The sequence below is a fragment of the Agromyces sp. GQ35 genome (assembly GCF_059758475.1).
In genome coordinates this window covers 2,172,833-2,199,527 of sequence record NZ_JCAXEO010000001.1, presented here as the reverse complement: position 1 = coordinate 2,199,527, position 26,695 = coordinate 2,172,833, and the positions used below count along the sequence as shown (strand labels likewise).

Annotated in this window: 24 protein-coding genes, 1 tRNA gene and 1 other RNA gene; 11 read left to right on the top strand and 15 right to left on the bottom strand. The window is 69.4% G+C overall.

Annotated features, from left to right (window positions below; translation table 11 throughout):
* Position 1: 1 nt before the first annotated feature.
* On the bottom strand, positions 2-973 hold the full coding sequence (locus tag AC6CH0_RS10160; RefSeq protein WP_498100311.1) for a polysaccharide pyruvyl transferase family protein: 972 nt from the start codon (positions 971-973) through the stop codon (positions 2-4).
* Between the two features lie 198 nt (positions 974-1,171).
* Between AC6CH0_RS10160 and AC6CH0_RS10155 the strand changes: the two genes are divergently transcribed.
* Positions 1,172-2,449 (top strand): lipopolysaccharide biosynthesis protein, encoded by a 1,278-nt coding sequence (locus tag AC6CH0_RS10155; protein WP_498100309.1) that lies wholly within the window; start codon positions 1,172-1,174, stop codon positions 2,447-2,449.
* Between the two features lie 16 nt (positions 2,450-2,465).
* On the opposite strand, the gene AC6CH0_RS10150 is transcribed toward AC6CH0_RS10155, so the two are convergent.
* The gene (locus AC6CH0_RS10150) at positions 2,466-3,920 is read right to left on the bottom strand and encodes a sugar transferase (protein WP_498100307.1); all 1,455 of its coding nucleotides are present in this window, start codon (positions 3,918-3,920) and stop codon (positions 2,466-2,468) included.
* 280 nt (positions 3,921-4,200) lie between these two features.
* Positions 4,201-5,193, bottom strand: coding sequence for an LCP family protein (locus AC6CH0_RS10145; RefSeq protein WP_498100305.1), 993 nt, complete (start codon positions 5,191-5,193; stop codon positions 4,201-4,203).
* 195 nt (positions 5,194-5,388) lie between these two features.
* On the opposite strand from AC6CH0_RS10145, the gene AC6CH0_RS10140 reads away from it, so the two are divergent.
* The 4 genes from AC6CH0_RS10140 to AC6CH0_RS10125 are packed head-to-tail and all read left to right on the top strand — an operon-like array spanning position 5,389 to position 8,368.
* Positions 5,389-6,018: a SipW-dependent-type signal peptide-containing protein gene (locus AC6CH0_RS10140; protein WP_498100303.1), complete on the top strand. Its 630-nt coding sequence runs from the start codon at positions 5,389-5,391 to the stop codon at positions 6,016-6,018.
* Between the two features lie 6 nt (positions 6,019-6,024).
* On the top strand, positions 6,025-6,648 hold the full coding sequence (locus AC6CH0_RS10135; protein WP_498100301.1) for a SipW-dependent-type signal peptide-containing protein: 624 nt from the start codon (positions 6,025-6,027) through the stop codon (positions 6,646-6,648).
* A gap of 8 nt (positions 6,649-6,656) precedes the next feature.
* Positions 6,657-7,853, top strand: coding sequence for a signal peptidase I (locus tag AC6CH0_RS10130; protein ID WP_498100299.1), 1,197 nt, complete (start codon positions 6,657-6,659; stop codon positions 7,851-7,853).
* Positions 7,850-8,368, top strand: coding sequence for a hypothetical protein (locus tag AC6CH0_RS10125; protein WP_498100297.1), 519 nt, complete (start codon positions 7,850-7,852; stop codon positions 8,366-8,368). The genes AC6CH0_RS10130 and AC6CH0_RS10125 overlap by 4 nt, the downstream gene beginning before the upstream one ends.
* Positions 8,369-8,392: 24 nt before the next feature.
* On the opposite strand, the gene AC6CH0_RS10120 is transcribed toward AC6CH0_RS10125, so the two are convergent.
* The 6 genes from AC6CH0_RS10120 to AC6CH0_RS10095 form a co-directional block, all read right to left on the bottom strand.
* Entirely contained in the window at positions 8,393-9,478 is a 1,086-nt protein-coding gene (locus AC6CH0_RS10120; RefSeq protein ID WP_498101102.1) for a fatty acid desaturase family protein, read from the bottom strand.
* 231 nt (positions 9,479-9,709) lie between these two features.
* On the bottom strand, positions 9,710-11,011 hold the full coding sequence (locus tag AC6CH0_RS10115; RefSeq protein WP_498100295.1) for an MFS transporter: 1,302 nt from the start codon (positions 11,009-11,011) through the stop codon (positions 9,710-9,712).
* Positions 11,008-11,601 (bottom strand): helix-turn-helix domain-containing protein, encoded by a 594-nt coding sequence (locus tag AC6CH0_RS10110; protein WP_498100293.1) that lies wholly within the window; start codon positions 11,599-11,601, stop codon positions 11,008-11,010. Before AC6CH0_RS10110 ends, AC6CH0_RS10115 begins: the two co-directional genes overlap by 4 nt.
* Before the next feature lie 61 nt (positions 11,602-11,662).
* Positions 11,663-12,871 carry an acetate/propionate family kinase gene (locus AC6CH0_RS10105; protein ID WP_498100291.1) on the bottom strand — a complete coding sequence of 403 codons (1,209 nt, stop codon included), beginning with the start codon at positions 12,869-12,871 and terminating at the stop codon, positions 11,663-11,665.
* Complete coding sequence (gene pta / locus AC6CH0_RS10100) at positions 12,868-15,030, bottom strand: phosphate acetyltransferase (RefSeq protein WP_498100289.1); 2,163 nt, start codon at positions 15,028-15,030, stop codon at positions 12,868-12,870. The genes AC6CH0_RS10105 and pta overlap by 4 nt, the downstream gene beginning before the upstream one ends.
* A 9-nt stretch (positions 15,031-15,039) precedes the next feature.
* Entirely contained in the window at positions 15,040-15,774 is a 735-nt protein-coding gene (locus AC6CH0_RS10095; protein ID WP_498100287.1) for a DUF998 domain-containing protein, read from the bottom strand.
* A 101-nt stretch (positions 15,775-15,875) separates the two neighbouring features.
* On the opposite strand from AC6CH0_RS10095, the gene ffs reads away from it, so the two are divergent.
* The 3 genes from ffs (at position 15,876) to AC6CH0_RS10080 (ending at position 16,787) form a co-directional block, all read left to right on the top strand.
* Positions 15,876-15,972, top strand: an RNA gene (gene ffs, locus AC6CH0_RS10090) — signal recognition particle sRNA small type.
* Positions 15,971-16,058, top strand: a tRNA-Ser gene (locus tag AC6CH0_RS10085). The genes ffs and AC6CH0_RS10085 overlap by 2 nt, the downstream gene beginning before the upstream one ends.
* A gap of 210 nt (positions 16,059-16,268) precedes the next feature.
* The gene (locus AC6CH0_RS10080) at positions 16,269-16,787 is read left to right on the top strand and encodes a hypothetical protein (RefSeq protein WP_498100285.1); all 519 of its coding nucleotides are present in this window, start codon (positions 16,269-16,271) and stop codon (positions 16,785-16,787) included.
* Here the strand turns inward: AC6CH0_RS10080 and AC6CH0_RS10075 are convergent.
* The 3 genes from AC6CH0_RS10075 to AC6CH0_RS10065 form a co-directional block, all read right to left on the bottom strand.
* Positions 16,780-17,427, bottom strand: coding sequence for a GNAT family N-acetyltransferase (locus AC6CH0_RS10075; RefSeq protein ID WP_498100283.1), 648 nt, complete (start codon positions 17,425-17,427; stop codon positions 16,780-16,782). The genes AC6CH0_RS10080 and AC6CH0_RS10075 overlap by 8 nt on opposite strands.
* 49 nt (positions 17,428-17,476) lie before the next feature.
* A complete protein-coding gene (locus AC6CH0_RS10070) occupies positions 17,477-19,441 on the bottom strand; it encodes a helicase HerA-like domain-containing protein (protein ID WP_498100281.1) in 1,965 nt (654 codons plus the stop codon).
* A 242-nt stretch (positions 19,442-19,683) separates the two neighbouring features.
* The gene (locus AC6CH0_RS10065) at positions 19,684-20,139 is read right to left on the bottom strand and encodes an SRPBCC domain-containing protein (RefSeq protein WP_498100279.1); all 456 of its coding nucleotides are present in this window, start codon (positions 20,137-20,139) and stop codon (positions 19,684-19,686) included.
* A 111-nt stretch (positions 20,140-20,250) separates the two neighbouring features.
* Between AC6CH0_RS10065 and AC6CH0_RS10060 the strand changes: the two genes are divergently transcribed.
* From AC6CH0_RS10060 to AC6CH0_RS10050, 3 genes are read left to right on the top strand one after another with little or no spacing between them, the layout of a single operon-like run.
* Positions 20,251-21,156: an AraC family transcriptional regulator gene (locus AC6CH0_RS10060; protein WP_498100277.1), complete on the top strand. Its 906-nt coding sequence runs from the start codon at positions 20,251-20,253 to the stop codon at positions 21,154-21,156.
* Between the two features lie 51 nt (positions 21,157-21,207).
* Entirely contained in the window at positions 21,208-22,449 is a 1,242-nt protein-coding gene (gene ligD / locus AC6CH0_RS10055) for a non-homologous end-joining DNA ligase (RefSeq protein WP_498100275.1), read from the top strand.
* Entirely contained in the window at positions 22,446-23,321 is an 876-nt protein-coding gene (locus AC6CH0_RS10050; RefSeq protein ID WP_498100273.1) for an aminoglycoside phosphotransferase family protein, read from the top strand. The genes ligD and AC6CH0_RS10050 overlap by 4 nt, the downstream gene beginning before the upstream one ends.
* On the opposite strand, the gene menC is transcribed toward AC6CH0_RS10050, so the two are convergent.
* Genes menC through AC6CH0_RS10035 form a run of 3 tightly spaced genes read right to left on the bottom strand, consistent with a single transcriptional unit; the run spans position 23,311 to position 26,632 of the window.
* Positions 23,311-24,531 (bottom strand): o-succinylbenzoate synthase, encoded by a 1,221-nt coding sequence (gene menC, locus AC6CH0_RS10045; protein WP_498100271.1) that lies wholly within the window; start codon positions 24,529-24,531, stop codon positions 23,311-23,313. The two genes, AC6CH0_RS10050 and menC, sit on opposite strands and share 11 nt — an antisense overlap.
* Entirely contained in the window at positions 24,531-25,361 is an 831-nt protein-coding gene (locus AC6CH0_RS10040) for a hypothetical protein (protein ID WP_498100269.1), read from the bottom strand. The genes menC and AC6CH0_RS10040 overlap by 1 nt, the downstream gene beginning before the upstream one ends.
* Positions 25,358-26,632 carry a saccharopine dehydrogenase family protein gene (locus AC6CH0_RS10035; RefSeq protein WP_498100267.1) on the bottom strand — a complete coding sequence of 425 codons (1,275 nt, stop codon included), beginning with the start codon at positions 26,630-26,632 and terminating at the stop codon, positions 25,358-25,360. The genes AC6CH0_RS10040 and AC6CH0_RS10035 overlap by 4 nt, the downstream gene beginning before the upstream one ends.
* Positions 26,633-26,695 lie beyond the last annotated feature (63 nt).

The window sequence follows — 26,695 nt, the reverse complement described above, 5'->3', positions numbered from 1 at the left end:
GTCAAGTCGTGGTTGAACGACCGGGTTTGCCACTCCGTTGCCGGGCAAGTACAAGCGCTTCGCGCATCGTCTTCGCGAAGACAAGGTCGGGCTGTGCCGTGCCGAACCACGTCTCGGCGTAGCTGGTCAGCTTGGCATTGTTGTTGTCGACTGCGATCACCGAACGTCCCATCTGCAGAGCAAGGATCATTGCGTGCAGACGATCCGTCACGATGACCTCCCCAACAGAGAGGACGGCGAGTCCGATTTCCACGCGTTGACGCGCGCGGTCGACCCAAGTTGACGGCGTGTTGCTCACGAAACGCTTGAGGGGCGCGACATCGTTGCTCCGCCACCTGATCCACTGCGCGAGGGCTTCGGCACGACTCTGACGGGGCCAATCGAACGATCCTTCCACCGGTGCTTGACCGGATTCCGTGTCCGTCCGCGCGAGGACTGCGAAGCGTTGGGTCGGGAGGGGAGCATCGAGTGCACCGAGGATGTGCGCGGCATCCGGAACGAGAAGGAGGTCGGCCACGTGCGGCTCGAGCTCGGAGAATGAGCGGTGATCGCGTACCGCGATGCGGGTTGCTGGGCGATCGGCCATTGACGCACGGAAGGCGCTCCGGTCGTCCTCAGAGGTGAAGTGCACGGATTGAGGCGCTTGCATCAACAGGGTTCCGGCAGGAAGCCTCGAGGACAGTCGGTAACGATGCTGACTCGAACCCGGATACAAGCCGCCGAAATTGCCTCCACCATGGAGGAGCACCGGGGACGACGACGCATAGACGGATTCGCGAATCGACTGCGCGGTGTACGTCTCATCGACCTGGATACCCCGCAGCTTCCAGTACTCCCATTCACCAAGCGCAATGGCCGAGTCACCAACGTTCGGATGGTCCGGAAAGTCGGTCCAAACGAGGCGCTCAACCCCTCTGTGCAGTTCATCGAGGCCCTGAAGTGCCGTCTCGTGCATCGTTTCGATGTACCCCACGGGCTGGCTCCCCTGCTCTTTCGGACACGACGTGGACGAATCTATCGTCTTCGATCACCGTCTCGCTCCAGCGAGCCGATCACGACCGTCTTCACCGGGTCGCGGCCGTGCTTCGAGGAAGCGATTGGTTATCATGGTGCCCACGCCAGGCAACCGATACCTCGTCGCGGAGTCCTGTTGGCGCAGAGAGAGCGATCCGTGGGGCACATCGTCTGGTCACTGTTTGAGCGCGCATTGCCACGTGTCGCCTCGGCAGTCCTCATGCTCAGCCTGGCAGCGCTCACATCGCCCGAGATCGTAGGTCTCTACGGCTGGGCAGCGCTTGCACTCACCCTCGTCAGCGCGTGCAGCGACGCCGCGATCCGCCAGATAATCATCACGCTCTTCGACGCCCGCTCCTCCGTCAGGTTTCTTCGCGGGTACCGCTGGGCGGCGGCTATTGTCGGCACCGCGGTGATGTTGGCGGTCATCGGGATCATCTCGATAGGTATTGGTGGAGCTGCTGGCGCGCAATCGTTCAGCCTTCTGCCCATGGCGCTCGTGCCCGCCGTACTGGCGTATTCGGTGCTCCACGTCGGGTATCTCCAACTCAAGCACGACTGGCGGGCACTAGCGGGCACGCAGTTCTGGGCAGCGCTCGGGAGCATCGCCGTGACGTTGCCGATCCTGCTGATAACGGGTTCGATTCTCGCGGCGGCGATGCAGCCGCTCCTGACGGAGCTCATCGTGGCGGTATTCACCCGGCATCGCGCGCTCCGCCTGGGCGAGGTGGAGTACATTCGCGCACTGCCCGCAGACACCACGCGCCCGAATGAGTTTCGGCATGCCGCGCTCCTCTCGCTCCTCGGCTGGTTGCAGTCCCAAACCGATCGCCTGCTGGTGGGTCTCCTGGGCGGCACCCAGCTCTTGGGACTCTTCTCCACGGGCTGGGCAGTCGGGCGTTCAGGTCCTGAGGCGCTCAGCTCAGCAGCTGCGAACGTCATGAGGGCCCAAGTGAGAGAGGTCGAGAACCTGCCGGTTCACGAGCAGCGTGAACGTCTACGCCGACCACTCACGTTGACGGCAATCGCCGGACTGGCAGTGAGCATTCTGACGATAGCGATATCAGAGTGGGTCATTCGGCCGATTCTCGGCGATGAGTGGGAGTCAGCCGTGAACGCTGCATCAATCGTGTCGGCCGCCGCGCCAGCTTTGGCGGTGAGCTGGAGTCTCACCGCCATACTCGCGAGCCGGGGACGGCTGAAGTGGGCTTCACCGGCGAAAGCCGTCGGCATCGTGCTCTCCGTGCTCGTCGCGGTTGCTGCGCTCAGCAGTTTGGAAACCGCGGCGTGGGTCGTCGTCGCACGCGACTGGATCGTTCTGATGCTCACCGTGGTCGCGCTGAGGGGCGGCGTGCCCCGCCTCGCACTCGGAGTCGCTGCGGGCTCAACTCTGCTGGCGGGCATCGCCGCGCAACTCGGAACTTGGCTGGCCTGACCCGCGAACCGCCCGCTCAGTACGCGCCGGCGGAGCGAACAACGGCGCGCACCGTGCGCCACATGATGAGCACGTCACTCATCAGTGACCAATTCTCGACGTAGTAGAGGTCGAGACGCACGCTGTCCTCCCACGAGAGGTCGGAGCGGCCGCTCACCTGCCAGAGGCCGGTGATGCCGGGTTTGACGAGCAATCGACGTTGCGCCCACTCGTCATAGAGCTCGACCTCGCAGGCAAGCGGCGGGCGCGGCCCGACGATCGACATCTCGCCGCGCAGCACGTTCACGAGCTGCGGCAGCTCGTCGAGGCTGTAGCGGCGTAGCGACCGACCGATTCTCGTGACCCGCGGGTCGTCTTTCATCTTGAACAGCACGCCGTTGCCCTCGGAGCGAGGTTGCAGCGCATCGAGACGGCTCTCGGCATCGACCACCATCGAACGGAACTTGAGCATCTTGAAGGGCTGGCCGTTCAGGCCGACTCGGTCTTGGCGGAACAACGCCGGCCCGTCGCTGTCGCGACGCACCGCGATGGTGACCCAGAGCAGCAGCGGGCTCAACAGCGCGATCGCCGCCCCGGCGACGATCACGTCGGATGCCCGCTTCCACAGCAGTTTCGCGCCGTCGAGCGTGGGGTAGTCGATGCGAATGAGCGGTTGTCCGGCCACCGGCTCTGCGTGGATTCGCGGACCAGCGACATCCGTCAGCGACGGCGCGACGATCACGCCGACGCGCAACTGGTCGAGGGTCCAGCCGAGTTCGCGCATCTGGCGCGGGCCGAGTGCGTCGGCGCCGGTGAAGATGACTGCGTCGGCGTCACGTTCCACCACCGCGGTGACGATGTCGTCGAAGCCGCCGACGACGGGAACGCCGTGGGTGAGGCTCGAGCCGTGGCCACCGTTCGGAGTGATCGCGCCGACCATCGCGAGCCCAGAAGAAGGGTCTCGAACGAGGTTCTCGATCACGTGTTCGGTCTTGACCCGGTCGCCGACGAGCAATGCCCGCGTCAGGAAGTTGCCCATTGCACGCTGTCGAACAAGCCAGCGGCGCGACAGCCATCGCCCGAGCAGCAGCAGGCCGAGTCCGATGGGAAGCGCGGTGAGAAAGTATCCACGGCCGAGTTCGGACTTCAGGAGGAACATGGCGATGGCGATGATGCCGAACACGCGCAGGGTCGCCTCGAGAATGCGCTTGTACTCACCGGTGTCCGAACCGACGATCTTCGCGTCGCGGGTGCCCGAGATCGCGAGCGACGCCAACCACAGCAATGAGATCGCGAGCGAGATCAGCCAGTAGCCCACCGAGAAGTCCCGCATGCCCTCACGCGGGATGTACAACTCGTTCGCGCTGACGCCGAACCAGGCCAGTTGCGTGCCGAATACCGTGCCGACCACGATCGCGACATCCGTCACGAGGAGTCGCCGAGCGTAGCTGCGCGCCCAGACACGCGTGGGCGCGGCGGTCAACGTCACCATCGCTGCGCCTCCGCAGGCACGCCGGTGCCGCGCCGCGTCCGCGGCCGCGCTCGCATCGGCGATCGTGTCGCGCGCATCAGCAATCTGACGATTCCGCCCATGTGCAGGCCCCCTCGAGGAAGAGCCCGTCCGCACGCGAAGATCCTGAATCGCAGTGTCTGGATCGTCGGGTACGGTCCCCCTCGGCAACCATAGTGACACATTCGGAGGAGGCGGTCACCCGGCCCCTGCCCCCAGAAAGGGGACTCGACATCGACACCAACGTAGACAGTCGAGCGGTCTACTGTGCGGCGAAGGCCGCGGAGTCGAGCGTGTCGTTCAGGAACGCCTCGCGCAACTGCGCGAGTTTCGCCTCGTCGAGGACGACGATCGACTGCCCGTCATCGGAGGTTCCGGTGCCGAGTGTGGGAATGGTGAAGAAATCCACATCGGCCTTGCGCACGCCGCGCATCTCGACGGCCAAGCCGCCGGCGTACCCGCTCGTGAACTCCGAATCGACCTTCAGATACGGGGCGACCGCGCCGACGACCTCGCTCACTCGGCCGGGATTCAGCGCGGTGTCGGCGCTCAGCAACTTGTCGAGAATGGCGACGATGAACGCCTGCTGGTTGCGCACCCGCTGGTAGTCGCCGTCGGCGAATGCGTACCGCTCGCGGGTGAACGCGAGTGCTTGCTTGCCATCGAGATTGATCGGCCCCTGCGGGAATGTGGTCCCCGTCATATGCGAACTCTCGAACCCGATCGAGTTTTCGACCGTGACGCCGCCGAGGGCCTCGGTCAGCCCGATGAAGCCTTCGAAGTCGACGATCGCGACATGGTCGATGCGAGCGCCGATGATCGATTCCACGGTCTGCACCGCGAGGGGAACCCCGCCGAGCGCGAGTGCGGCGTTGACCTTCGCTGGGCCGTGCCCCGGGATCTCGACCCAGCTGTCGCGCATGATCGACATCACCGTCACGCCCGAGCGATCGGCCGGGATGTGCGCGACCATCATGGTGTCGGAGCGGTTGCCCTCGGCATCGTCGATGCTCTCGAGGCCGGCGCGGGAGTCGGTGCCGAGCAGGAGGATGTTCTGCGCCGATGCCGCGGCGCCCGTCGCCTCGGGCACCCGCACACTCTCGTCGGGGAAGGCATCGACGATCTTCTCCGTGCCCTGGTCGAACTGCTGCGCCAGCGAGGCCAGGAACACGGCGGCGCCGCCGACCAGCACGAGAACGAGCACGCCGATGACGGAGAGGGCGATCAACCAGGGGCGGCGCGAGCGACGGGACATCCTCACATGTTACGTCCCTGCTTGAACGGTTTTCGGCCGCACGAAACGCACCGCGCTGCGCGCTGATTCGGCGGTGGAGAACGATGTGTCCCCCGGAAAGGGGACAACAACCTCCGCATCGGCCACGTAGGCTCCACCACATCACACGATGACGGTCGGGGGACCGCGGAGCGGGGGCACGTGATGGATACCAGCATGCAACGGAACGGGACACCGGCCGTTGAAACGCCAGCCGATGATTCGGCGGCACGTTCGAACCGCAGACGCAAGGTCTCGGCGATTCTCGCCGGCGGACTCGTGCTCGGCGTCGGCGCCGCCATCACGCTGGCGGCGTGGAACGACTCCGAGGTGGCGAACGGCACCTTCGGCTCCGGCCAGTTCGGGATCGAGGGCAGTCTCGACGGCACGGACTTCACCAGCAGTCCGACAGCGCCGGGCAAGACGCTCGCCTTCGAAGTCGACGCCGACGCGCTCGCGCCGGGCGACACCGTCTACGCACCGTTCGCCGTGCAGCTGGAAGCCGGCTCGACCAACGCCGCCGACGTCACGATCGAGGCGGTGAGTGCTGCAGCGATCGCGGCCGACCTCACGTACACGCTCATCGAGCCGACGGCGTTCGGCTGCGACGAGACGACGACGGGAACGGCACTCGTGACGGATGCCGCGACGACTGCGAGCGGGCCGACGGCCGTGTTCGATCTCCCGGCCGTCACGACCCCGGTGAATCTCTGCTTCGCCGTGACCGCGGGGACGGGGCTCGATCCGAGCCTGACCGGCGCGGTGACCTGGGAGTTCGTCGCGACCTCGACGACACCACTGCCCTAGGCACCGGTGGCACGGCATCGCGGCTCCCCCGTTCGGGCACGGCTACCCGGACGGTGGCGCGCGCTGCTCGCCGGGGGCCTCGTGCTCGGCGTCGGCGCGACCGCCACACTCGCCGCCTGGAACGACGCGGAGAACGCCACCGGAACGTTCGGATCGAGCGTCTTCGACACCGTGTCGAAGAACTCGACCGATGCGACGTTCGCCAGCCACGACCAGACGCCGGCGACTCTGACCTTCGCAGCGACGGGCATGTCGCCCGGTGCCCTGTTCACCGCTGGTCTCGACGTGCGCACGACGGGAGCGGCCGACTCGCCGGTGCTCGCGAGCACGGTCGGCGGCACCGCGGTGCTGACGTCGGCCCTGCCAGCCGGAGACAGTCAGCTCACGGGGCAGCTCGAGTACCGCGTCGCGGTGACCACGACCGCGACCGCGTGCGCCGCCGCGAGCTACGCGGGCGCGTACGTCGCGGCGACGACGGTGCCCGCCGGCATGCAGGGCGCACTCTCGGCGAATGCGGCGAACACGGTGCGGTTCTGCTTCCAGATCCGGCTGAAGACGGATGCCCCGAACACGACGCAAGGACGCACCGGCACCGTCACCTGGGCGATCACGTCGACGTCGGCATCGTAGGAGCCACGATGAGGAGGCGACGCAGCGCGGCATCCGTCGTCGGCGACGTGCTCTTGACGATCGCCGCCGCGGGCGGTGCCCTCTGCATCGTGCTCGTCGTCGCGGCCCTCGCATTCAATATCTCGATCATGCTGTTCAAGACCGGCTCGATGTCCCCGGCGATTCCCGCCGGTGCTGCGGCGCTGGTTCGCGAGGTTCCGGCGGCATCGGTCGAGGTCGGTGACGTGGTGACCGTCGACCGGCCCGGCAAGCTTCCGGTGACGCACCGGGTGGTCGCGATGTCAGGGTCGGGCGCCGAGCGTGAGCTGACGCTTCGCGGCGACGCGAACCCGGTCGACGACCCGATGCCCTACCGCGTCACCACGGTGCGGGTCGTGCTGTTCGCCGTACCGGGAATCGCCACCGCGATCGCGGCACTCGGCAACCCACTCGTGCTCGGGGCGTTGACCCTCGGCGCGACCGCCCTCGTCGTCTGGTCGTTCTGGCCGAGAACGCCTCGCCGTCGCGAAGCCCAGCACCGCGAAACGGGCGCCGCAGCCGGCCCGGTTCCCAACGGCAACGGTACGTCGCGCGCGACCACGGCGACGCTCTCGGCGTCGGCGCTCGCTGTGGCACTGCTCTCCCTGTGGTCGCCGCCCGAGCGGGCCGCGGCTGCGACGAGCGAGACCGTGATTCAGGGAGAAGTGATCAGGCTCACGTCCATCGGCGACGCGGCCGCCATGGCCTCACTCGCGGCCGGCGAGAGCGCGGTGTGGATCGTCGGCGTCGAGGCGGATGCACCGTCGCCCGGCATCGTACGAATGTCGCTCACCGCGGAAGGCTCGGCGAATCCGATGCTCGAGGTGACCGTGACGGCGTGCGACCATCGCACCGTCGACGGTCGCTGCGACGGCGAATCGGTGCTGGTGCCGACGACCGCACTCGACGAACAAGCCGCGTTCGGCCTGGGCTCCATGACCGATGCCGAGCAGCGCTGGCTTCGAGTGGAGACGCGCATGAGCGACGCGGGCTCCGAGCTCCCGGTGCGAAGTGAGTTCACGGTGTCTGCCGAGGGCTTCGGGGAATCGGTGGGCACCGACGGGGATGGTGCACTGGCAGCGAGCGGCGTCGACGTCGCGCCGCTGCTCACGATTGCGGCGGCATCCGTGCTCGGTGCGGCCGCCTCGCTGACGATCGCGACGAGCAGACGGAGGAAAGGGCTGTGAGTCGCCGGATGCCGCGTGCCGCTGCGCTCCTCGCCGGGTGCGCACTGCTGCTCACGGTCGGCGTCGTCGGCTCGACGGCGCAGACCGAGGCCGCGTGGAACGGCGCAGAGCAGGCGAGCGGGTCGTTCACCGCGCTCACCGTGGCGCGCCCCGTCTTGGGTGCGACGTGCACGCTGGTGCCCGGCCTGGCCGGTCTCTCGCCGGTCATCACGGTGACGTGGACGGTTCCGGCCGGCTCGGGATTCACGAGCGCGAACGCCCAGTACGCGGTCGGCGATCTCAGCGGCCTGGAAGTCATCACGGGGCCGCTGCTCGGCTCGGTCACGACGACCGGCCCGGTCACCGGGGTCTACACGACCAAGTTCGGCTCGGGCCTCTTGTCGGGCCTGCTCGGCGGCACGAAGAGCGTCGCCGTGCGCTTTCTGCATTCGAGCGGGTGGACCTCGGCGTGGTCGCAGGCGAACGCGTCGATGGGCCTCGCCGGAACGAACCCGCAGTGCACGGTCGTGCCCTGACGGCGCCGGTCGGCTGTCGGCGCGTCAGTCGCGGCGGCGGTACGAGTTGATCATCGGGCAGTCGAACGGGTCGCGAGCGGCGAGGCCGACGCGGTTGAGGTACGCGATGACGATCGCGTACGACTCGATGAGCCCGGTCTCGGTGTACCGCACGTCGTTCTCGCGGCAGAACTCGCGCACGATCTCTTGGGTGCGGGCCAGTGCCGGGCGCGCCATGCTCGGGAACAGGTGGTGCTCGACCTGGTAGTTGAGGCCGCCCATGAACGAGTCGATGAACCATCCACCGCGGATGTTGCGGCTCGTCAGTACCTGACGCTCGAGGAAGTCGACGCGCTCACCGCGCGGGATGAGCGGCATGCCCTTGTGGTTCGGTGCGAACGACGCGCCCATGTAGACGCCGAAGACGCCCAGCTGCACGAGCAGGAAGACACCGGCCAGCAGCGGCGGGAAGGCCCAGAAGACGAGCGCGACGACGGCGACGAGGCGCACGGCGATGAGCGTGATCTCGAGGCGACGACGCTTGACCGGCGCCTTGCCGAGCACGTGGCGGATGCCGTGCACGTGCAGGTTGATGCCCTCGAGGAGCAGCAGCGGGAAGAAGAGGTACCCCTGCTTGCGAGTGATGACGCGCACGAGCCCGCGGCTCTGCGCTGCATCCTCTTCGAGGAAGGAGATCGTGTCCTTCTCGATGTCGGGGTCGCGGCCGATCACGTTGGGGTTGCCGTGGTGGCGGGTGTGCTTGTTCATCCACCAGCTGTAGCTGATGCCGACGACGAGGTTGGCGAGGATCAGGCCGGCCCAGTCGTTCCGAGGCCCGGACTGGAAGATCTGGCGGTGCGAGGCCTCGTGCGCCATGAACGCGAACTGGGTGAAGACGACGCCGAGCACTGCGGCGATCACCAGCTGCCACCAGGACTCGCCGATGGCGAAGGAGGCCGCGACGGTTGCGCCGCCCACGACCGCCCAGAAGATCGCCTTGCGCACGTAGAAGCCGACGAAACGGTTGAGCAGCCCCTCGGCCTTGATCTGGCGGGACAACTGCGCGAAACCGCTCTGCGCCGGGTCGACGCCCTCGCGACGGCGACCGGCCGTGCGAATGACCGGCGACATGGTGCCTTCGACGATTTCGGGGCGTTCTACGACCAGGCTCACGTGCGCTCATCTCCTCGGGCCGAATGCACGAATGAGACTTCAGACGAACGCTTCGGGTGCGTGTGCTTCTACGATCATTGCCGACCGTGCTGTGAGACTACGGAGCGCTATGGTCTATGTGCATCACACGGGTGAGCCATATCGCCCCCGTACCCCGGTAGGGGGTCAGCCGACTGCCGGTGACCCGCGTCAGGATTCGGCGCCGGTGCGCGCCGCGGTGAGCCCGGCGAACGACCGGAGGTACAGCGGGCTCGAGGCGAGCGCGAGGTACACGATCGCAGCGACGAGCACCGTCGGGGCGAGCCCGAACTGCTCGACCGCGAGTCCGCCGAGGAATGCGCCGAGCGGCATGGACGCCACGACTCCGGCGGTGACCGCGCCGAAGACCCGAGCACGCATGCCGTCGGGCACGAGGCCGTACATCGCCGTGGACATCATCGGGTTGAGCGCGCCCGCTGCGAGGCCCGAGAGGGCGAGTACGGGCAGCAGCACCGGCGCGGGTGCGCCGAGCGCCATCGCGAGGTACGGCGGCGCGCCTGCGAGCACGAAGCACACGGCGAAGACCACGCGGCCCGAGTAGCGGTGACCGATCGCCGCGAAGATCGCCGAGCCGGTCAGGGCGCCGGCCGCGAAGCATCCGACCATGAAGCCCAGCATCGCCGGATCACCGAGCACCTGCGTTGCGAACACCGGCTTCAGCACCGTCATGCCCGCCGCGTCGATCGCGTTCGTGAGGGTCACCAGCAGCACGATCGAACGCAGCAACGGGGAACGGGCGATGAATCGGATGCCGGCGACGAATCCGCCCTGCACGGGCGCGTCGGCGGCGTCGACGGATGCCGCGGCACGACGCGGCACGAAGCAGACCACGAGCAGTGCCGACACCGCGAACCCGGCGGCGTCGACGATCAGGGCCGGCATGGGCCCGGCGAGGGCGACGAGCGCCCCGGCGACGCCGGCGCCGATCATCGTCGCCGTGCGCTGCACCGTCGATTGGGCTCCTGCCGCCCGAGCCAGTGGCACGCGGGCGAGGGCTGCGAGATCGGGCATGAGCACCGTCTTGGCGGTGTCGCCCGGTGCGTCGAGCAGGCCGCCGATGAAGACGAGGGCGAGCAGCACGCCGAAGTGCAGACCGACCGTTGCGGCGAGCACCGGGATCGCGAGCACCGTCACCCCGCTCGCGAGATCCGCGACGATCGACGAGGTGCGGTAGCCGAATCGGTCGACGAGCACTCCCCCGAGCGCCCCGCCGATGATGAGCGGCACGGTCGCGAACACGCCCGCGACACCGGCGGCGAGCGGTGACCCCGTCTCGGTGAGCGCGATGATCGGGATCGCGATGAGTGCGATCGCGTTGCCCGAGAGCGAGAACAGGGCGGCGCCGAAGAGCGCGACGAGCGGGGTGCGGCGGCGCGGGGCATCCGTCGCACCCTCGGCCTCTCCCTGATGCGAGGACCGCGCGGTCGCCGCCTCGACTGACTCGGAGGTCATCGCTCGGGCCTCGGGAAGATGTGGGTGATCCAGCGCACGGCACGGGTGCCGGGGCGCGGTGCGCGGCCGACCGCCCACCACTTGTCGTGCAGCGCTGCCACCTCGGCGTTCAGTTCGCGGAATTCCTCGAGGGTGAGCTGGGCGCCGCCGTCGCTCGAGTCGGAGGCGGCGATCCACTCGGCTTCGAGGCTCGCCTCGGCGCCGAGTGCGCTGAGGAGCTCGCGGTGGTAGGTCTCGAGCACGGTTCTGCGCATGGCATCGGATGCCGCGAGCCGCTCGGGATCGTCGAGGAACTCGGCCGGGTGCGACGAGGTCATCTCATGCGCCGCGCGCCACCAACGCTCGCGCTTGTCGCGGGCGAGCTCTGGCGCCTCGACCACGAAGCCGTGCTTGGCGAGGGTGGCGACGTGATAGCTCGCCGAACCGGGCGCCTCACCTGTGCGCTCGGCGAGCGCGCCGACCGTGCTCGGCCCGTCGGCGCGCAACAGTCCCAGGATGCGCAACCGCATCGGGTGCGCGAGCGCACGCATCGCCCCGGCATCGTGCAGGTCGATGCTGCGTGCCGGCTCGCGCTTGCCCGATTCACTCATGCCGCCAGCATAGTTGCACAAGACTCCTTGTGCAACACTTCTTGTGCGCTTTGCGCACGGTTCAGGTCACGAGCTCCAGGGTCTGACGGGCGATCTCGAGCTCTTCGTTCGTGGGCACCACGAGCACCGCGGTCTTTGACGCTTCGGTCGAGATGCGTCGCGCCGCGCTGCCGCGCTGCTCGTTGCGATCGGCGTCGATCTCGACGCCGAAGCCCTCGAGGCCGGCGAGCGAGAGCTTCCGCACGAGCGACGCGTTCTCGCCGACCCCCGCGGCGAAGACGATCGCGTCGACCCGGCCGAGCTGGGCGGCGTACGCACCGACGTAGGAGCGGATGCGATGCGTGTAGACGTCGAGCGCGAGCGTCGCCGCCTCCTCGCCGGCGTCGCGCGCCGCGACGAGGTCGCGCATGTCACCGTGCCCGCCGAGGCCGAGAATGCCGCTCTGCGAGTTGAGGAGCCGGTCGACCCCGTCGGCGTCGAGCCCGGCGCGGCGCTCGAGGTGCAGCAGCACGGCGGGGTCGATGTCACCCGAGCGGGTGCCCATCACGAGCCCCTCGAGGGGCGTCATGCCCATGCTCGTCTCGATCGAACGCCCCTCGGCGACGGCGCACGCCGACGCCCCGTTGCCGAGGTGCAGCACGATCATGCGAAGCTCGTCGATCGGGCGCTCGAGGAACTCGGCAGCGGCTCGAGACACGAACCGGTGCGAGGTGCCGTGGAACCCGTACCGACGGATGCGGTGCTTGGCCGCGAGCTCGCGATCGATCGCGTAGGTGTACGCGGCCGGAGGCATCGTCTGGTGGAACGCGGTATCGAACACCGCCACGTGCGGCACATCGGGGAACGCGCGCTGCGCCGCCTCGATGCCCTCGAGATTCGCCGGATTGTGCAACGGCGCGAGCGAAGACAGCTCGTCGATGTTGATCTTCACGAGCGGCGTGATCACCGTCGGCTCGAAGAACCTGGCACCGCCCTGCACGACCCGGTGCCCGACCGCGATCGGGACGTGCGACTCGAGCGACGGTCCGTGCGCCGCGAATGCCTCGAGCATCACGGCGAACGCCGCCTCGTGGTCGGCGACGTCGAACGCGGCATCCCAGTTCGAGCCGGCACAGTCGTTCTCAGGGCCCTCGTGGCGGTGCCGCGCATGACCGCCCTCGGCGCCGATGCGCTCGACGAGCCCGCTCGCGAGGGTCTGCGACTGCTCGACGTCGATGAGCTGGTACTTCAGCGACGATGAACCCGAATTCACCACGAGCACGATGCTCACGAGGCATCCGCCGCCTGGATCGCCGTGATCGCCACGGTGTTCACGATGTCTTGCACGAGGGCCCCACGCGAGAGATCGTTGATCGGCTTACGGAGCCCCTGCAGCACCGGCCCGATGGCGACAGCGCCCGAAGACCGCTGCACCGCCTTGTACGTGTTGTTGCCCGTGTTGAGGTCGGGGAAGATGAACACCGTCGCCCGCCCCGCGACATCCGACTCGGGAAGCTTCGTGCGGGCCACCGCGGCATCGGCCGCCGCGTCGTACTGGATCGGGCCCTCGACGGCGAGCTGCGGTGCGCGCTCGCGCACGAGCTCCGTCGCCCGACGCACCTTGTCGACGTCGGCACCCGAACCCGACTCGCCCGTCGAGTACGAGAGCATCGCGATGCGCGGCTCGATGCCGAACTGCCGCGCCGTCTCGGCCGACGAGATCGCGATGTCGGCGAGCTGCTCGGCCGTGGGATCGGGCACGATCGCGCAATCGCCGTAGACGAGCACCCGGTCGGCGAGCGCCATCAGGAAGACGCTCGAGACCACCTCGACGCCCGGCTTCGTCTTGATCACCTCGAACGAGGGACGGATGGTGTGCGCGGTCGTGTGGGCTGCACCGGAGACCATGCCGTCGGCCAGCCCCAGCTCGACCATCATGGTGCCGAAGTACGACACGTCTTGCACCGTCTCGCGGGCCTGCTCGAGCGTCACGCCCTTGTGCGCGCGGCGACGCTGGTACTCCTCCGCGAAGCGGGTCACGTGCACGAAGTCGTGGTTCGAGAGCACTTCGGCCTTCGACACGTCGAGACCGAGGCCGATCGCCCGCGAACGCACCTCGATCTCTTCACCGAGGATCGTCAGGTCGACGACATCTCGCGCGAGCAGTGTCGCCGCGGCACGCAGCACCCGGTCGTCGTACCCCTCGGGCAGCACGATGCGCCTGCGGCTGTGCCGCGCACGCTCGAGCAGTCCGTACTCGAACATCAGCGGCGTGACCACGTCGGGCGCCGCGACCTCGAGCCGGTCGAGCAGCGCCTGGCCGTCGACGTGCCGCTCGAAGAGCGCGAGTGCGGTGTCGCGCTTGCGCTGCGATTCGGCGGCGAGCCGCCCACGCGTGCCCGTGATCGCGAGGGCCGTGTCGTAGCTCGACAACTCGGTGCGGATGATCGGCAGGCCGGCCTCGAGTCCGTCGACCAGGCGCTCCACCTGCTCGGCGATCGGAAAACCGCCGTTCAGCACGATGCCCGACAGCGACGGGAAGGTCGCGCTGGCGTGCGCCGTGAGCACGCCGAGCAGCACCTCGCTCCGATCGCCGGGCACGACGACGACCGCACCCTCGGTGAGCCGGGTCAGCACGTTCTCCATGGACATCGCACCGATGACGACGCCGAGCGCCTCGCGATTCAAGAGCTCGGTGTCGCCCGCGTGCAGCGTGCCGTCGACCGCGGCCATGATGGCGAGCATCGAGGGGGCGACGAGGTAGGCATCTTCGGGAATGGCCCAGGTGGCGACGGATGCCACGGCCTCACCGCTCGCGGCGACCACCCCGTTGGGCCCGGCCGCCGCCGCGACCGCCTCGACGATCTCGTGCAACAGCCCGGGGTCGGCGCGGTTGGCCACGATGCCGAGCAGCGTCGCGTGCTCGCGCTCGAGCTCTTCGACCGCGAGTTCGGTGAGCTGGGCGAGCTCTTCAGGGCTGCGGGCATCGGAATAGCCGAGGCGTTCGGTTCTGCTGCGCCCCTGACCCTGCCCGACGCGCCCGCCGAGCACGAGCAGCACCGGAGCACCGAGGTTCGCGGCGATGCGCGCGTTGTAGGCGAGTTCGGTGGGACTGCCGACATCCGTGAAGTCGGAACCGATGATGACCACCGCGTCGCAGCGATCTTCGACCGCCTTGAATCGACGCACGATCGTCGCGAGCGCACCTTCGGGATCGGCGTGCACGTCGTCGTACCGAACGCCCACGGCATCGTCATAGGGAATCGGCACGACTCCCTCGTGCGCGAGCAGCAGTTCGAGCACGTAGTCGCGCTCTGCGGTCGACCGCGCGATCGGGCGGAATACGCCGACGCGGGTCGCCCGGCGGGTCAGGGTGTCGAGTGCGCCGAGCGCGACGGTCGACTTTCCGGTGTTGCCTTCAGCCGAGCAGATGTAGATGCGGTGCGCCACATCTCCAGCCTATTGGGCGGGCATTGTGCGGGATCTGGGAATCCCCCGCCGATCGGCGACGACGTCGGCGATGAGCGGCTGCGTCATGATGCGGTGCTGGGTCGTCCACGAGACGGCGACGAGCCAGAGCAGCGCCGAGGTGGTCGCGATGAGCTCGAGCCAGCCGCCGAGCCCCGTGGCCACCTCCGCGATCGAGAGGATGCCGCCGGCCGCCGAGGCCGCGACGACGAAGAGGATGCTCGGCGCGGCGAGCATCGCGTACACCCTCCCGAGCCGGAGGCTCTGGATGATCCCGATGCCGGCGAAGGCGAAGCCCAGCACCGCAGCCCCGGTGTGCACGTAGTCCTGCGGCGTCGCTCCCGAGGTAAAGGGAATCGGGCACCCGGTGCTGCACGGCACCGCCGCCCCGACGGCGAACATGATGCTCGCGGCGAGGAGACTCGTGCTCAGCGCCCACGCGCCCAACAGGCCCCGCGTGCAGCGCAGGCCCCAGAGCCCGAAGGCGGAGGCCGCGCCGCCGAACGCGACGAGGGCGAGCGAGACATTGAAGGCGAGGGCGGTGATCTCGCCCTCTGCCCCGAGGCCGCTCACGTACGTGTCACCGCGGAAGACGATGCGAGAGGCCCACATCATGCCGAGGGCGAGCAGCACGAAGCTCGCACCGATCAGGCGGAGGGCCGTGGCTGCGGGATGCCGGAGCCACGTTGAGTCAGGCGGAGCGACGAGCGCGGAAAGACGGGGCACCGTCCCATGTTAGGAACGCCCGCCCGATCCTGCCATCGCCGAACCGTACCGACGCGGTCGTACCGTGGTCCGAGCCGTCGCTCGCGCTCGGGTAGACTGTCTCCGGCTCCTCACGTGGCGCCATCCAGGCCAACTCCCCCAGGGCGGAAACGCAGCAAGGGTAACCAGGCTCTGGCGGGTGCGTGAGGAGTCCCCGGGAGGATTCGCCTAGTGGCCTATGGCGCACGCTTGGAAAGCGTGTTGGGTGCAAGCCCTCGGGGGTTCGAATCCCCCATCCTCCGCCAAGCACGACCGTGACGAACGGCCCCGGAAACACTCCGGGGCCGTTCGTGGTTTCCGGCGTCTCACCGGCTGTCCTCATTAATGCGGAATAGCGCATATGTCCCTTCGCATCCATGATGTGAGAGATGTCAGCGGCGGCGATGGAAACGAGGAGCGGGGACGCAGGGGGCTCCTCGATCGGCGCAGCGACAGTCGGGGGCGACGGCCTCAGGGTGCAGACCCTGAGGCCGCGCCGCACCCTCGGGTGGAGCATCGGACTCCCCATCGCGACGCTCGCCGTGCCGATCCTGGCCGCTGAGCTCTGGCTTCTCGGCGATCGCGAGGCGTGGCCGGTCTTCGCCGCGACGGCCGCGGTCGTCGCCGTGCTGATCGTCGTCGCCTGGGTCGGGTATCGGCGATCACGCGCATCGATCAGCCGGTACGGCATCGTCGAGCGCGGATTCTTCGGCGGTGTCTCGACGGTCGCCTCGCGCGACGTCGCCGGAGTGCTGCGCGTGCACCTCTACCGCGCGAACAGTCTCGACACCACGCAGGAGCTCTTCGTCGTCGAGCGCACCGGTCGCGGCGCCTTCCGCATGCGCGGTCGCTTCTGGGATGAGCCGACGATGGACCAGGTCGCCGAGGTGCTCGGCGTCGAGGAGACGGTCGGACCCGAGCCGATGACCCTCTCCGAACTGCGCGAGGCCAACCCCCGCCTGCTGTACTGGTTCGAGCGCCGCTCGCTCAGCTGACCGACGCGATGCCGCGATCGTCTGCCGAGCCGGTCTCGATGCCGAGCAGCGGCGAGCCGGGGCGACTCGAGGGCAGCTCGTGGAAGCCGAGCCGGTCGTAGAACGCCCGTGCCCCGGTGTTCGCGGCGTCCATGCCGAGATGCACTGCGGGAACGCCACGCGCCGCGAGCGCGTCACGCAGCGTGTCGATCAGCCGACGACCGAAACCTTGGCCCTGCAGTTCGGGCAGCAGGTCGATGTGCAGGTGCGCCGGGTAGTCGGCGAGTTCGTCGATCAGCATGCGCTCGGGCGAGGTGCCGGCCTCGACGAGTTCGGCCTCGCTGAACTTCGGATCGCGACCGGTCGGCGCCCCGGGAGACGGATGCCGCGCAGTGAAGCCCGGGGACCACGCACGTTTCCACCACTCGACGAAGGCGGCGGTGTCGGCCACTCCCATGATGTAGCCGAGCACCCGGTCACCGTCGGCGACGACGAAGGCGAGGTCGGGCGCGTACTCGACGTACGGCAGCGCGAACACCTCGGGCATCAGCGTGTCGTCGGAGTACACCCCCGTGGCGTCGCCGCCACCGGCCGCGGTCTGCAGGCAGATGCTCGCGACCTGGTCGCGGTCGGCTGGACGGTACGCGCGGATCTCTGGCACCCCACCATCCTCCCGCATGCGCGACGAGCGACGGCCGCCGACGGCCCCGTCAGCGGCGCTTGGCCATGCCGAAGATGCCGGTGATGACCTGCTTCAGCACCGTCTGCGTGGTGCGCGAGCCGAGCACCTCCTCGAGGGCCGACTTCTCGGGCGACTTCGACCGGCTCCGCGAGGTGCCCGAGGTCTGCTTCATGAGGCGGTCGTACTCGGCCTGCGCCTTCTTGTCGGCCTTCGCGGCATCCGCCTGGATCTTCGCCCGCATCTTCTCGTATTCGGCGTCGGCCTTCGCCTTCGCGGCAGCGGCTTGCTCGGCATCGACCTTCGCCGCGGCATCCGCGAGCTTGGTCGTGAGGATCTCGTGCGCCGACTCGCGATCGATGCCGGTGCCGTACTTCGCGAGCAGTGGCGACGCCGCCACGGCTGCGTCGATCGAGGCATCCGGCGACGGCGACATCGAGGCCTGCGGTGCTCGCAGCCGTGTCCACGCGACGGGGCTCGGGGCGCCCTTCTCATTCATGACCGTGACGATCGCCTCACCTGTGCCGAGCATCGTGAGCGTCTCCTCGAGGTCGTACCCCGACCTCGGGTAGGTCGAGACGGTGGCCCGGAGCGCCTTCGCGTCGTCGGGCGTGAACGCCCGCAGCTGGTGCTGCACGCGCGAGCCGAGCTGCGCGAGCACGTCGGCGGGCACGTCTTTCGGTGTCTGCGTCACGAAGAAGACACCGACGCCCTTCGAGCGGATGAGCCGCACCATCTGCGTGATCTGGGCGAGGAAGTCCTTCGACGCGTCCTTGAACAGCAGGTGGGCCTCATCGAAGAAGAACACGAGCTTCGGCCGGTCGAGGTCGCCGACCTCGGGCAGGTCGGTGAACAGGTCGGCGAGGAGCCACATCAGGAAGGTCGAGTAGAGGGCCGGCTTGTCGGCGACGCCCGGCACCTCGAGCAGGCTGATGATGCCGCGACCGTCGGATGCCACGCGCAGGAACTCGGCCGTGTCGATCTCGGGTTCGCCGAAGAACACGTCGGCGCCCTGGTCGGCGAAGGTGATGAGCTCGCGCAGGATCACCCCGACGGTCGCCTTCGACAGCCCACCGAGCCCCTCGAGCTCCGGCTTGCCCTCGTCGCTGATGAGGTAGGCGAGCACGGCGCGCAGGTCGTCGAGGTCGAGCAGCGCGAGGTTGTTCTTGTTGGCGTAGTGGAAGACGAGTCCGAGGCTCGACTCCTGCGTCTCGTTCAGGCCGAGCGCCTTTGAGAGCAACAGCGGGCCGAATCCCGAGATCGTCGCACGGATCGGCACTCCCCTGCCGACCCCGCCGAGCGAGAAGAACTCGGTCGGGAAGGTCTCGGGCTTCCACTCCTGCCCGATGCCCGCCGTGCGCTGCAGCAGCTTCTCACTGCCCTCCCCGGGCGTCGCGATGCCCGAGAGGTCGCCCTTGATGTCGGCCGCGAAGACGGCGACGCCGTGGGCCGAGAGCTGTTCGGCGAGCACCTGCAGCGTGCGGGTCTTGCCCGTGCCGGTGGCGCCGGCCACGAGACCGTGCCGGTTCGTCATCGCGAGCGGGATGCGCACCGCAACGTCGGGAAGCGCCTCGCCGTTGACGAGTGCCCCGATCTCGAGCGCCGCTCCCTCGGTGGCATAGCCCGCTCGGATCGCGTCGACCTCTGCCTGATCGAGCGGGCCGGCGGACGCCGCGGCGACTGCGGCCGGCCCGGCGGCCGTCGGAGCGGGCGCCGGCGGGGCGGGCGCCGGCGGGGCGTCGACCCTCGGAGCGGTGGGCTCAGCATCGGCCGCGGCATCCGCACCTGCTGCCTCAGCATCGGCCGGAGCATCCGCACCTGCTGTCTCAGCATCGGCTGCGGCATCCGCACCTGCTGCCTCGGCGGCCGCCTTCGCGAGCGCCGCCGCCTCTTCGGCCTTCCTGACCGCTTCGGCGGCTTGCGCCTGCAGTTGCTCTGCCGCCTCGGCCGCCGCAGCGGCCGCCTCCTGCGCTTGCTTCACCGGGTCATCGGCCATGTTCGCGATCCTACCGAGCGCTCCGGCCATCAGCGGCCTCGGTGAGGTGACGCGAATCGACCTTCCCGAGGCGGGATCGGTCGATTCGCGTCACTTCGCGCGACTGGGCGGGCGGGGGAGCAGGCGGGCGGGGCGAGCAGGCGGGCGGGGCGAGCAGGCGGGCGGGGCGAGCAGGCAGGCGGGGCGAGCAGGCGGGCGGGGAAGGCCGGGCGGGGCGAGCGGGCCGGGCCGGCGCCCGCGCGCTACGACGGGAACGGCAGGGCGCGGCCCGTCTCGATCCACGACTTGAAGCTCGAGAGCACGAGCGGCCACGTGTCGGCGGTCTCGGCCTCGGCCGGGTGCCCCTCGCTCCACTCGTCGTTCGTGAACGTCACCTTCGTGAGCGCATCCGCGGCCGGCTCGAGGCGCCAGGTCATGCGGCTCCGCAACTCCGCGTGGTTCTCGCGATAGGTCGGTCCGGGGTGCTCGGAGAGCTGCAGGAGCCGGCCGGGTTCGACGGCGAGCACCTCGCCGTAGACGTGCACGGTCTCGTCGCCGTCTTGTCCGGGGCCGACGTACTCGTACCGCGAACCGGCCGTGAGCTCGCCGCGCAGCGCCGAGCCCCACATGACGGCCCGACTGCCTTCCTCTCCGGTGATCGCCTGCCAGACCTCCTGCGGGTCGGCGGCGATGTAGGTGGTCATCTCGAAGTCGGGCATGGTCTCTCCTCGTGTCGATCAGGTGCTTGGGTACGAGTTCGACGGTACGGATGCCCCGTGGCCCTCGTCTTGCACAAACGCGACGTCGGCGGGGCTGGCCATACTGGTGGCATGCCCACCGTCGACGACTACTGGCGCTCACGCGCCGGCGCGGCGACGAAGGGCGTGCTCGCGGCGCGACCGGGTTCACCGGGCGTCGCTCCGCTGGCGCGCGATGCCGCCGAGCAGGCGCGCTCGGTCGAAGCGCCCGTGCGTCTCGCACGGTACCCCGTGAGCCCCGGGCTCGCGACGCTCGTGCGCCATATCTGGGTGCCCCGCTGGCGCCTGCCCGCTGGCGTCGTCGTCGAACAGGGCGTGCTCGAGTACCCCTCGGCGAACCTCGTCATCGATCACTACAGCGCTGCACTCCACGGACCCGAACTCGGCCGCGGCCATCAGCGGCTCGAGGGTGAGGGGTGGGCGTTCGGCGTGCTGCTGCAGCCCGGCGTCGCGCACCGGTTCGTGCCCGGCACCATGCGTTCGCTCCTGGGCTCGTCAGTGCCGCTCGACGAGTTGCACGTCACGGATGCCTCGGCGCTCGCGGCATCCGTGCGCCGGGCTGTCGCCGCCGGCGACGATCACGCCGCGATCGCGGCGTTCGAGCGCTGGCTGGCGTGGCAGCGCATCGAGCTCGATGCCGACGTCGCGCTGGTGCGCAGGGTCGTCGAATTGGCCGAATCCGACCGCACGATCGTGCGCGCCGTCGACCTCGCCGACGCGGTCGGACTCAGCCTGCGTTCGCTCGAGCGACTCGTGCGCGAGTACGTCGGCCTGACGCCGAAGTGGCTCATCGGCCGGCACCGCATGCAGGAGGCGGCGCAGTTGCTCGCGACATCCGCCCCGCCACCGCTGGCCGAGCTCGCCGCGACGCTGGGGTTCGCCGATCAGGCGCACTTCACCCGCCAGTTCCGCGCCGTGATCGGCGAGACGCCTCGGCGCTACGCGCTCGCTGCGGCATCCGCTCGCACGCAACGCTGAGCAGTCACCAGGGGTTCCGCTGCGGTCGCCCATCGACCTATGGTGGGAAATGTGAGTCCGAAGTCGAGCACGGCCGAACTCCTGCAGATCGGCGACCGAGAGGTGCGGATCTCGAGCCCCGACAAGGTCGTCTTCCCCGAGTCCGGCCTCACGAAGCTCGACCTCGTGCGCTACTACCTCGCCGTGGCCGACGGCGCGCTTCGCGGCGCCGGTGGGCGGCCGATGGTGCTGAAGCGCTTCGTCAAAGGCATCGACGAGGAGGCCTTCTTCCAGAAGCGCGCCCCCGAGAAGCGGCCCGACTGGATCGAGACGGCCACCCTGCACTACGCCTCGGGCAACTCGGCCGAAGAGGTCGTGATCCGGGATGCCGCTGCGCTCGCGTGGGTCGTGAACCTCGGCTGCATCGACCTGAACCCGCATCCGGTGCGCGCGGAAGACCTCGACCACCCCGACGAACTGCGGGTCGATCTCGACCCGATGCCGGGCGTCGACTGGTCGCAGATCGTCGATGTCGCCCTGATCAGCCGCGAGGTGCTGGAAGACCACGGCCTCGTCGGGTGGCCGAAGACCTCGGGTTCGCGCGGCATGCACATCACGGTGCGCATCGAGCCGCGATGGAGCTACCACGACGTGCGCCTCGCCGCCGAGACGATCGCGCGCGAGGTCGAGCTGCGGGCGCCCGGGCTCGCGAGTGCGCGGTGGTGGAAGGAGGAACGCGGCGAGAGCGTCTTCGTCGACTTCAACCAGAACGCGAAGGACCGCACGGTGGCATCCGCGTACTCGGTGCGTGCGCTGCCCGACGCCCGGGTCTCGACCCCGCTCGGCTGGCATGAAGTGCGCGACAGCCGACCCGAACGATTCACCGTGCCGACCGTGCTCGAACGCTTCGCAGAGCTCGGCGACGTCGCGGCCGGCATCGACGATGCCGCAGGCAGCCTCGACGCGCTGCTGCGCCGGGCGGAGGAGCTCGGGCCGGCCGAGAAGCCGCCGTCACGCGGCGACGGCTCGGGCCGGCGCGCCTCGACCATGCCGCTCATCGAGGTCGCGCGCACCAAGACGAAGCCCGAGGCGCTCGACGCCCTCGAACGATGGAAGGCGAAGCACCCCGACGTCGTGCCGTTGCTCGAGCCCGCCGATGTGCTGGTCGACGGCATGCGCGGCTCGAGCTCGCTCTGGTACCGCATTCGCGTCAACCTGCAGCACGTGCCGGAGGCGGAGCGACCGTCGCAGCAACCGCTCGAAGCCGACTACGACCCGTGGGCCGGTCGCGGCGGCGATCGACCGCAATCGTGAGCGATCTCGGCCCCGTCGACCCCGGGCATGGAGCGGATGCAGCGTGGCTGACGCGGTGGCGACTGCGCCCCGACGGCGACGCCCGCACCACCGCGTCGAGCACGCTGATGCCGGTGCGCACGGCCGACGACGCGCCGGCGATGCTGAAGATCGCCCATCTCGACGAAGAGGAACGCGGCGGCGAACTGCTCGAGCGGCTGAACGGTGAGGGAGTCGCGCGCGTGCTGCACCGGGTCGGAGCCGCGGTGCTCCTCGAACGTGCGACCGGCCCCCTGGATCTCGTGCACATGGTCGAGGCCGGACACGACGACGAGGCCACCCGGGTGCTGTGCCGGGCGGCCGAGGGCATTCATCGCGCCCCGGTCGAGCCGCTGCTCGCCTCGCCCTCGCCGCTCGTGGAGCTGCCGACCTGGTTCCGTGAACTCTTCGCTCGCGCCGACGACCTCGGCCCGTTGCATCGCCGAGGCGCCGAGTTCGCGAGGGCGCTGCTCGACGACCCGCTCGACGAGGTCGTGCTGCACGGCGACCTGCATCACGGCAACGTGCTCGACTTCGGCGAGCGCGGGTGGCTCGCGATCGACCCGAAAGGGCTCGCCGGTGAGCGCGCATTCGACTACTGCAACCTGCTCTGCAACCCGTCGCATGAACGTGCGCTCGCACCCGGGCGGCTCGAGCGGCAGTTCGAGGTCGTCATCGAAGCCACCGCGCTCGACCCCGACCGCTTCGCGCGCTGGCTCGTGGCGTGGTGCGCGCTGTCGTCGACGTGGTTCGCGATCGATGACGACCCGGCCCGTGCCGACTCCGTCGCCGCGATCGGCGAGCGGGCCCTCACGCTGCTGAGCCGCTCGGCTGGAAGAGACCTCAGCGCGTGAGCACGACCGGGGGCCGGCTCGCCCACTCGCGCACGAGGTCTTCACGCACGGTCACGCCGGTGCCGGGCGTCGTCGGCACTTCGAGCTGACCGCGATGCTCACCGGAGCCGAGCACGAACGGTTCAGTGACGTCTTCGGCGAAGTAGCGGCTCGAGGCCGAGGTGTCGCCCGGCAACGTGAACCCGGGCAGCGCCGAGAGCGCGACATTGGCCGCACGGCCGATGCCCGTCTCGAGCATGCCGCCGCACCACACCGGCACGTCGAGCGCACGGCACGCATCGTGCACCCGTAGGGCCTCGAGGTAGCCGCCCATGCGACCGGGCTTGATGTTCACGATCGACGTCGCTCCCCGATCGATCGCGTCGACGGCGGTCGAGACGCCGAGGATCGACTCGTCGAGGCACACGGGCGTTTCGCACGCTTCGGCGAGCCGCACGTGCGTGGCGAGGTCCTCCTCGGCGAAGGGTTGCTCGATGAGCAGCAGCCCGAACGCGTCGAGGCCCGCGAGCACGGGGATGTCGTCGGCCGTGTACGCCGTGTTCGCGTCGACCTGGAGCAGACCGTCGGGCCCCAGGAGCTCACGCACCGCGCCGACCGGCACGAGGTCCCAACCCGGCTTGATCTTGAGCTTGATGCGCCGGTAGCCCTCGTCGACGTAGCCGGCGACCTCGTCGAGCAGCTCCTCGAGGTTCGGCGCGATGCCGACCGAGACGCCGCAGTCGACCCACTCGCGCACCGCGCCGAACGCCTCGCCCATGGCGCGGCCCTGCGCCCGGAGCTCGGCATCGAGCACGGCCGCCTCGAGCGCGCCCTTGGCCATGCGGTGGCCGGCGACGAACGCCAACGTCGAGGCGGCGGATGCCGCGAGCGGCACTGACGCGATGGCGGCGACCGCGGTGCGAGCCGTGCTGCGAGCAGTTGCGTCGCGAGACGCGTCGACGTCGTCGGCGCGACTCGACGGCCGGGAGGCGGTGAGCAGTGCGGGGCCGAGGTAGCGCTCGATGACGGATGCCGCGCCGTCGACGTACTCGCCGGAGTAGAACGGGTCACGGCCCGCCACGCATTCGCTCCAGCCGTCGCCCGCGTCGGTGACGACGTGCACGAGCAGCACCTCGCGCACCGTCTCACGGCCGAACGAGGTCTCGAACGGCCGCACGAGCGGCACCTCAAGGCGGTGCAGTTCGATGCGTTCGATGACGGGGTCGTTCATCAGGCCTCCCGGTCGGGGTCGTCGCGAGTGAAGACGTAGTCGCCCTCGGCGTCGAGCTCGACGCGGAGCCCGGTCTCGCGGGAGAGCATCGCGAAGGCGTCACGAGACTCGGTACGGAGCCGCGACGCGAGCGTGGCATCGGACGAACGCACGCGCTCGTAGTCGGCCACGAGCTCGAGCTCGCCCTCGGCATGCCAGTCGGGCGCCGGCCGGCCCGCGAGCGCGCGAGCCGCTCGCGGCGAGTCGAGGCGCCAGCGCACCTCGAAGCGGTCGCTGTGGTCGGCGCCGCTGATGGCGTCGCCCAGCACACCGTAGAAATCGGGGTGGAACGCCACGACCTCGGCTCCGAGTCGCACCAGGTTGAGGCGGGCATTGCGCCGAATGAGCGGGTCGTACGTCCACCGCATCTCGACGACGCCGTGCGCCAGGCAGATCGCGCGCTGTCGCAGTTTCAACGCGACACCGATGCCGCGACCGCGCGCGGCGGGATCGACGGCGTTCATGTGCGAGTGCACGTGCAGCCCGCCCGACCAGCCGAGGAATCCGAGCGTCGCGCCGAGGGCCGGCGCGCCCGAGTCATCCGGGGCCTCGTCGTCGACGGCCACGAGCAGCGTGTTGCCGGCGTGCTCCAGCGCCTGCAGCATGCCGCGATCGGGTCCACGCCCCTCGCCCCAGGTCGCCTCGAAGCGGGCGAGCAGGGCGTCGACCTCGTCGGCTCGGGCTGCGCGTGTGCGAATGCCGGCACGGCGGTCGGCGGCATCCGCGATCGCCACGGCCTCGGCGGTGACCCTGGTTGTCGGCCGCAGCGGCCACGACGGCGCGGGCGTCACGAGAGTCGGTCCTCGAAGCCCCACGGCTGGCCGTAGCCGCCGTCGGTGAGCGGGCGCGCCATCAGGTCGAGGAACGGTGCGGCGTCGAACGCTTCGGGGCCCAGCACTCCGCGGCCCTGCCAGACGCCGGTGGCGAGCAGTTCGAGGGCGATGACGGGGTTCAGGGCGGTCTGCCAGACCACGCACTGGCTCTCGTACTCGGCCATGGTCCACTCGTTGTCGGACACGTGGAAGAGGTAGACCTCACGAGCCGAGCCGTCGGTGCCGGTGCCGGTGACCCAGAGCCCCGCGCAGGTCTTGCCTGTCATGCGCGGGCCGATCGTCGCCGGATCGGGCAGCGCGGCCGCGACGACATCCCTGGGGGCCACATGCGCGGGTCCGTCTTCGCTGCGCACGCGCACCGGGCTCGTCGAGTCGAGGCCGAGCAGGTGCAGCACCTGCAGCACGTTGATGAACTCGGCCCCGAGGCCGTACTTGAAGGTGACGCGTTTCGCGTCGACCCAGCGCGGCATGAGCAGCACCTCCTCATGCTCGACGTTGACGCACTCGACCGGCCCGATGCCCTCGGGGAAGTCGAACACCTCAGGTTCCGAGAACGGCGGAGTGGTGAACCAGCCCGCCTCCTGCTCCCACACGACCGGCGGGTTCAGGCATTCCTCGATCGTCGTCCAGATCGAGAAGCTCGGGGCGAAGATCTCGTTGCCGGCCTCATCGGTGACGACGAGGTTCGCGCCGTCGCGCACGCCGAGCTCGTCGATCTCGCTGAAGAGGTGATCGGCGGCGTACCTCGCGAACACGTCGGACAGACCCGGCTCGACGCCCATGCCGACGAGCGCGAGCCGGCCCGCGGCATCCCAGTCGCCCGCCTGGGCGAACTGGTCGTCACCGAGCTTGACCCCCGTCTGCGAGTACGGGTCGCTCGGATGCGGCTCGGAGAGGCTCATCGCCATGTCGAGGTAGTCGGCCCCCGCAGCGAGCGCACCGGCGAAGATCGACGGCACGAACTTCGGCTCGACGGCGTTCATGATGTGCGTCGCGTCGAATTCGAGGGCGACGGCGGTGACGACGAAGGGGTCGCTCGCGTCGATCTGCGCGGTGTCGAATCGGCCCGCCACGTCGTCGCCGTGGCGAGCGCGGATCCACGCGAGGGTGCGCTCGGCACGGCTCTCGTCGTAGTCGGCGATCACGAGCAGCTCGAAGAAGTCGCGGCGAGCGGCGATCTTGGCGATGGCGTCTCCGACGCCTCCGGCGCCGATGAGGAGGATGCGCATGAGCCGACGCTATCGTGCCCCGGCGCGGGAGCCAACGGTCGCACCCGCCGATCGATCGTGCGT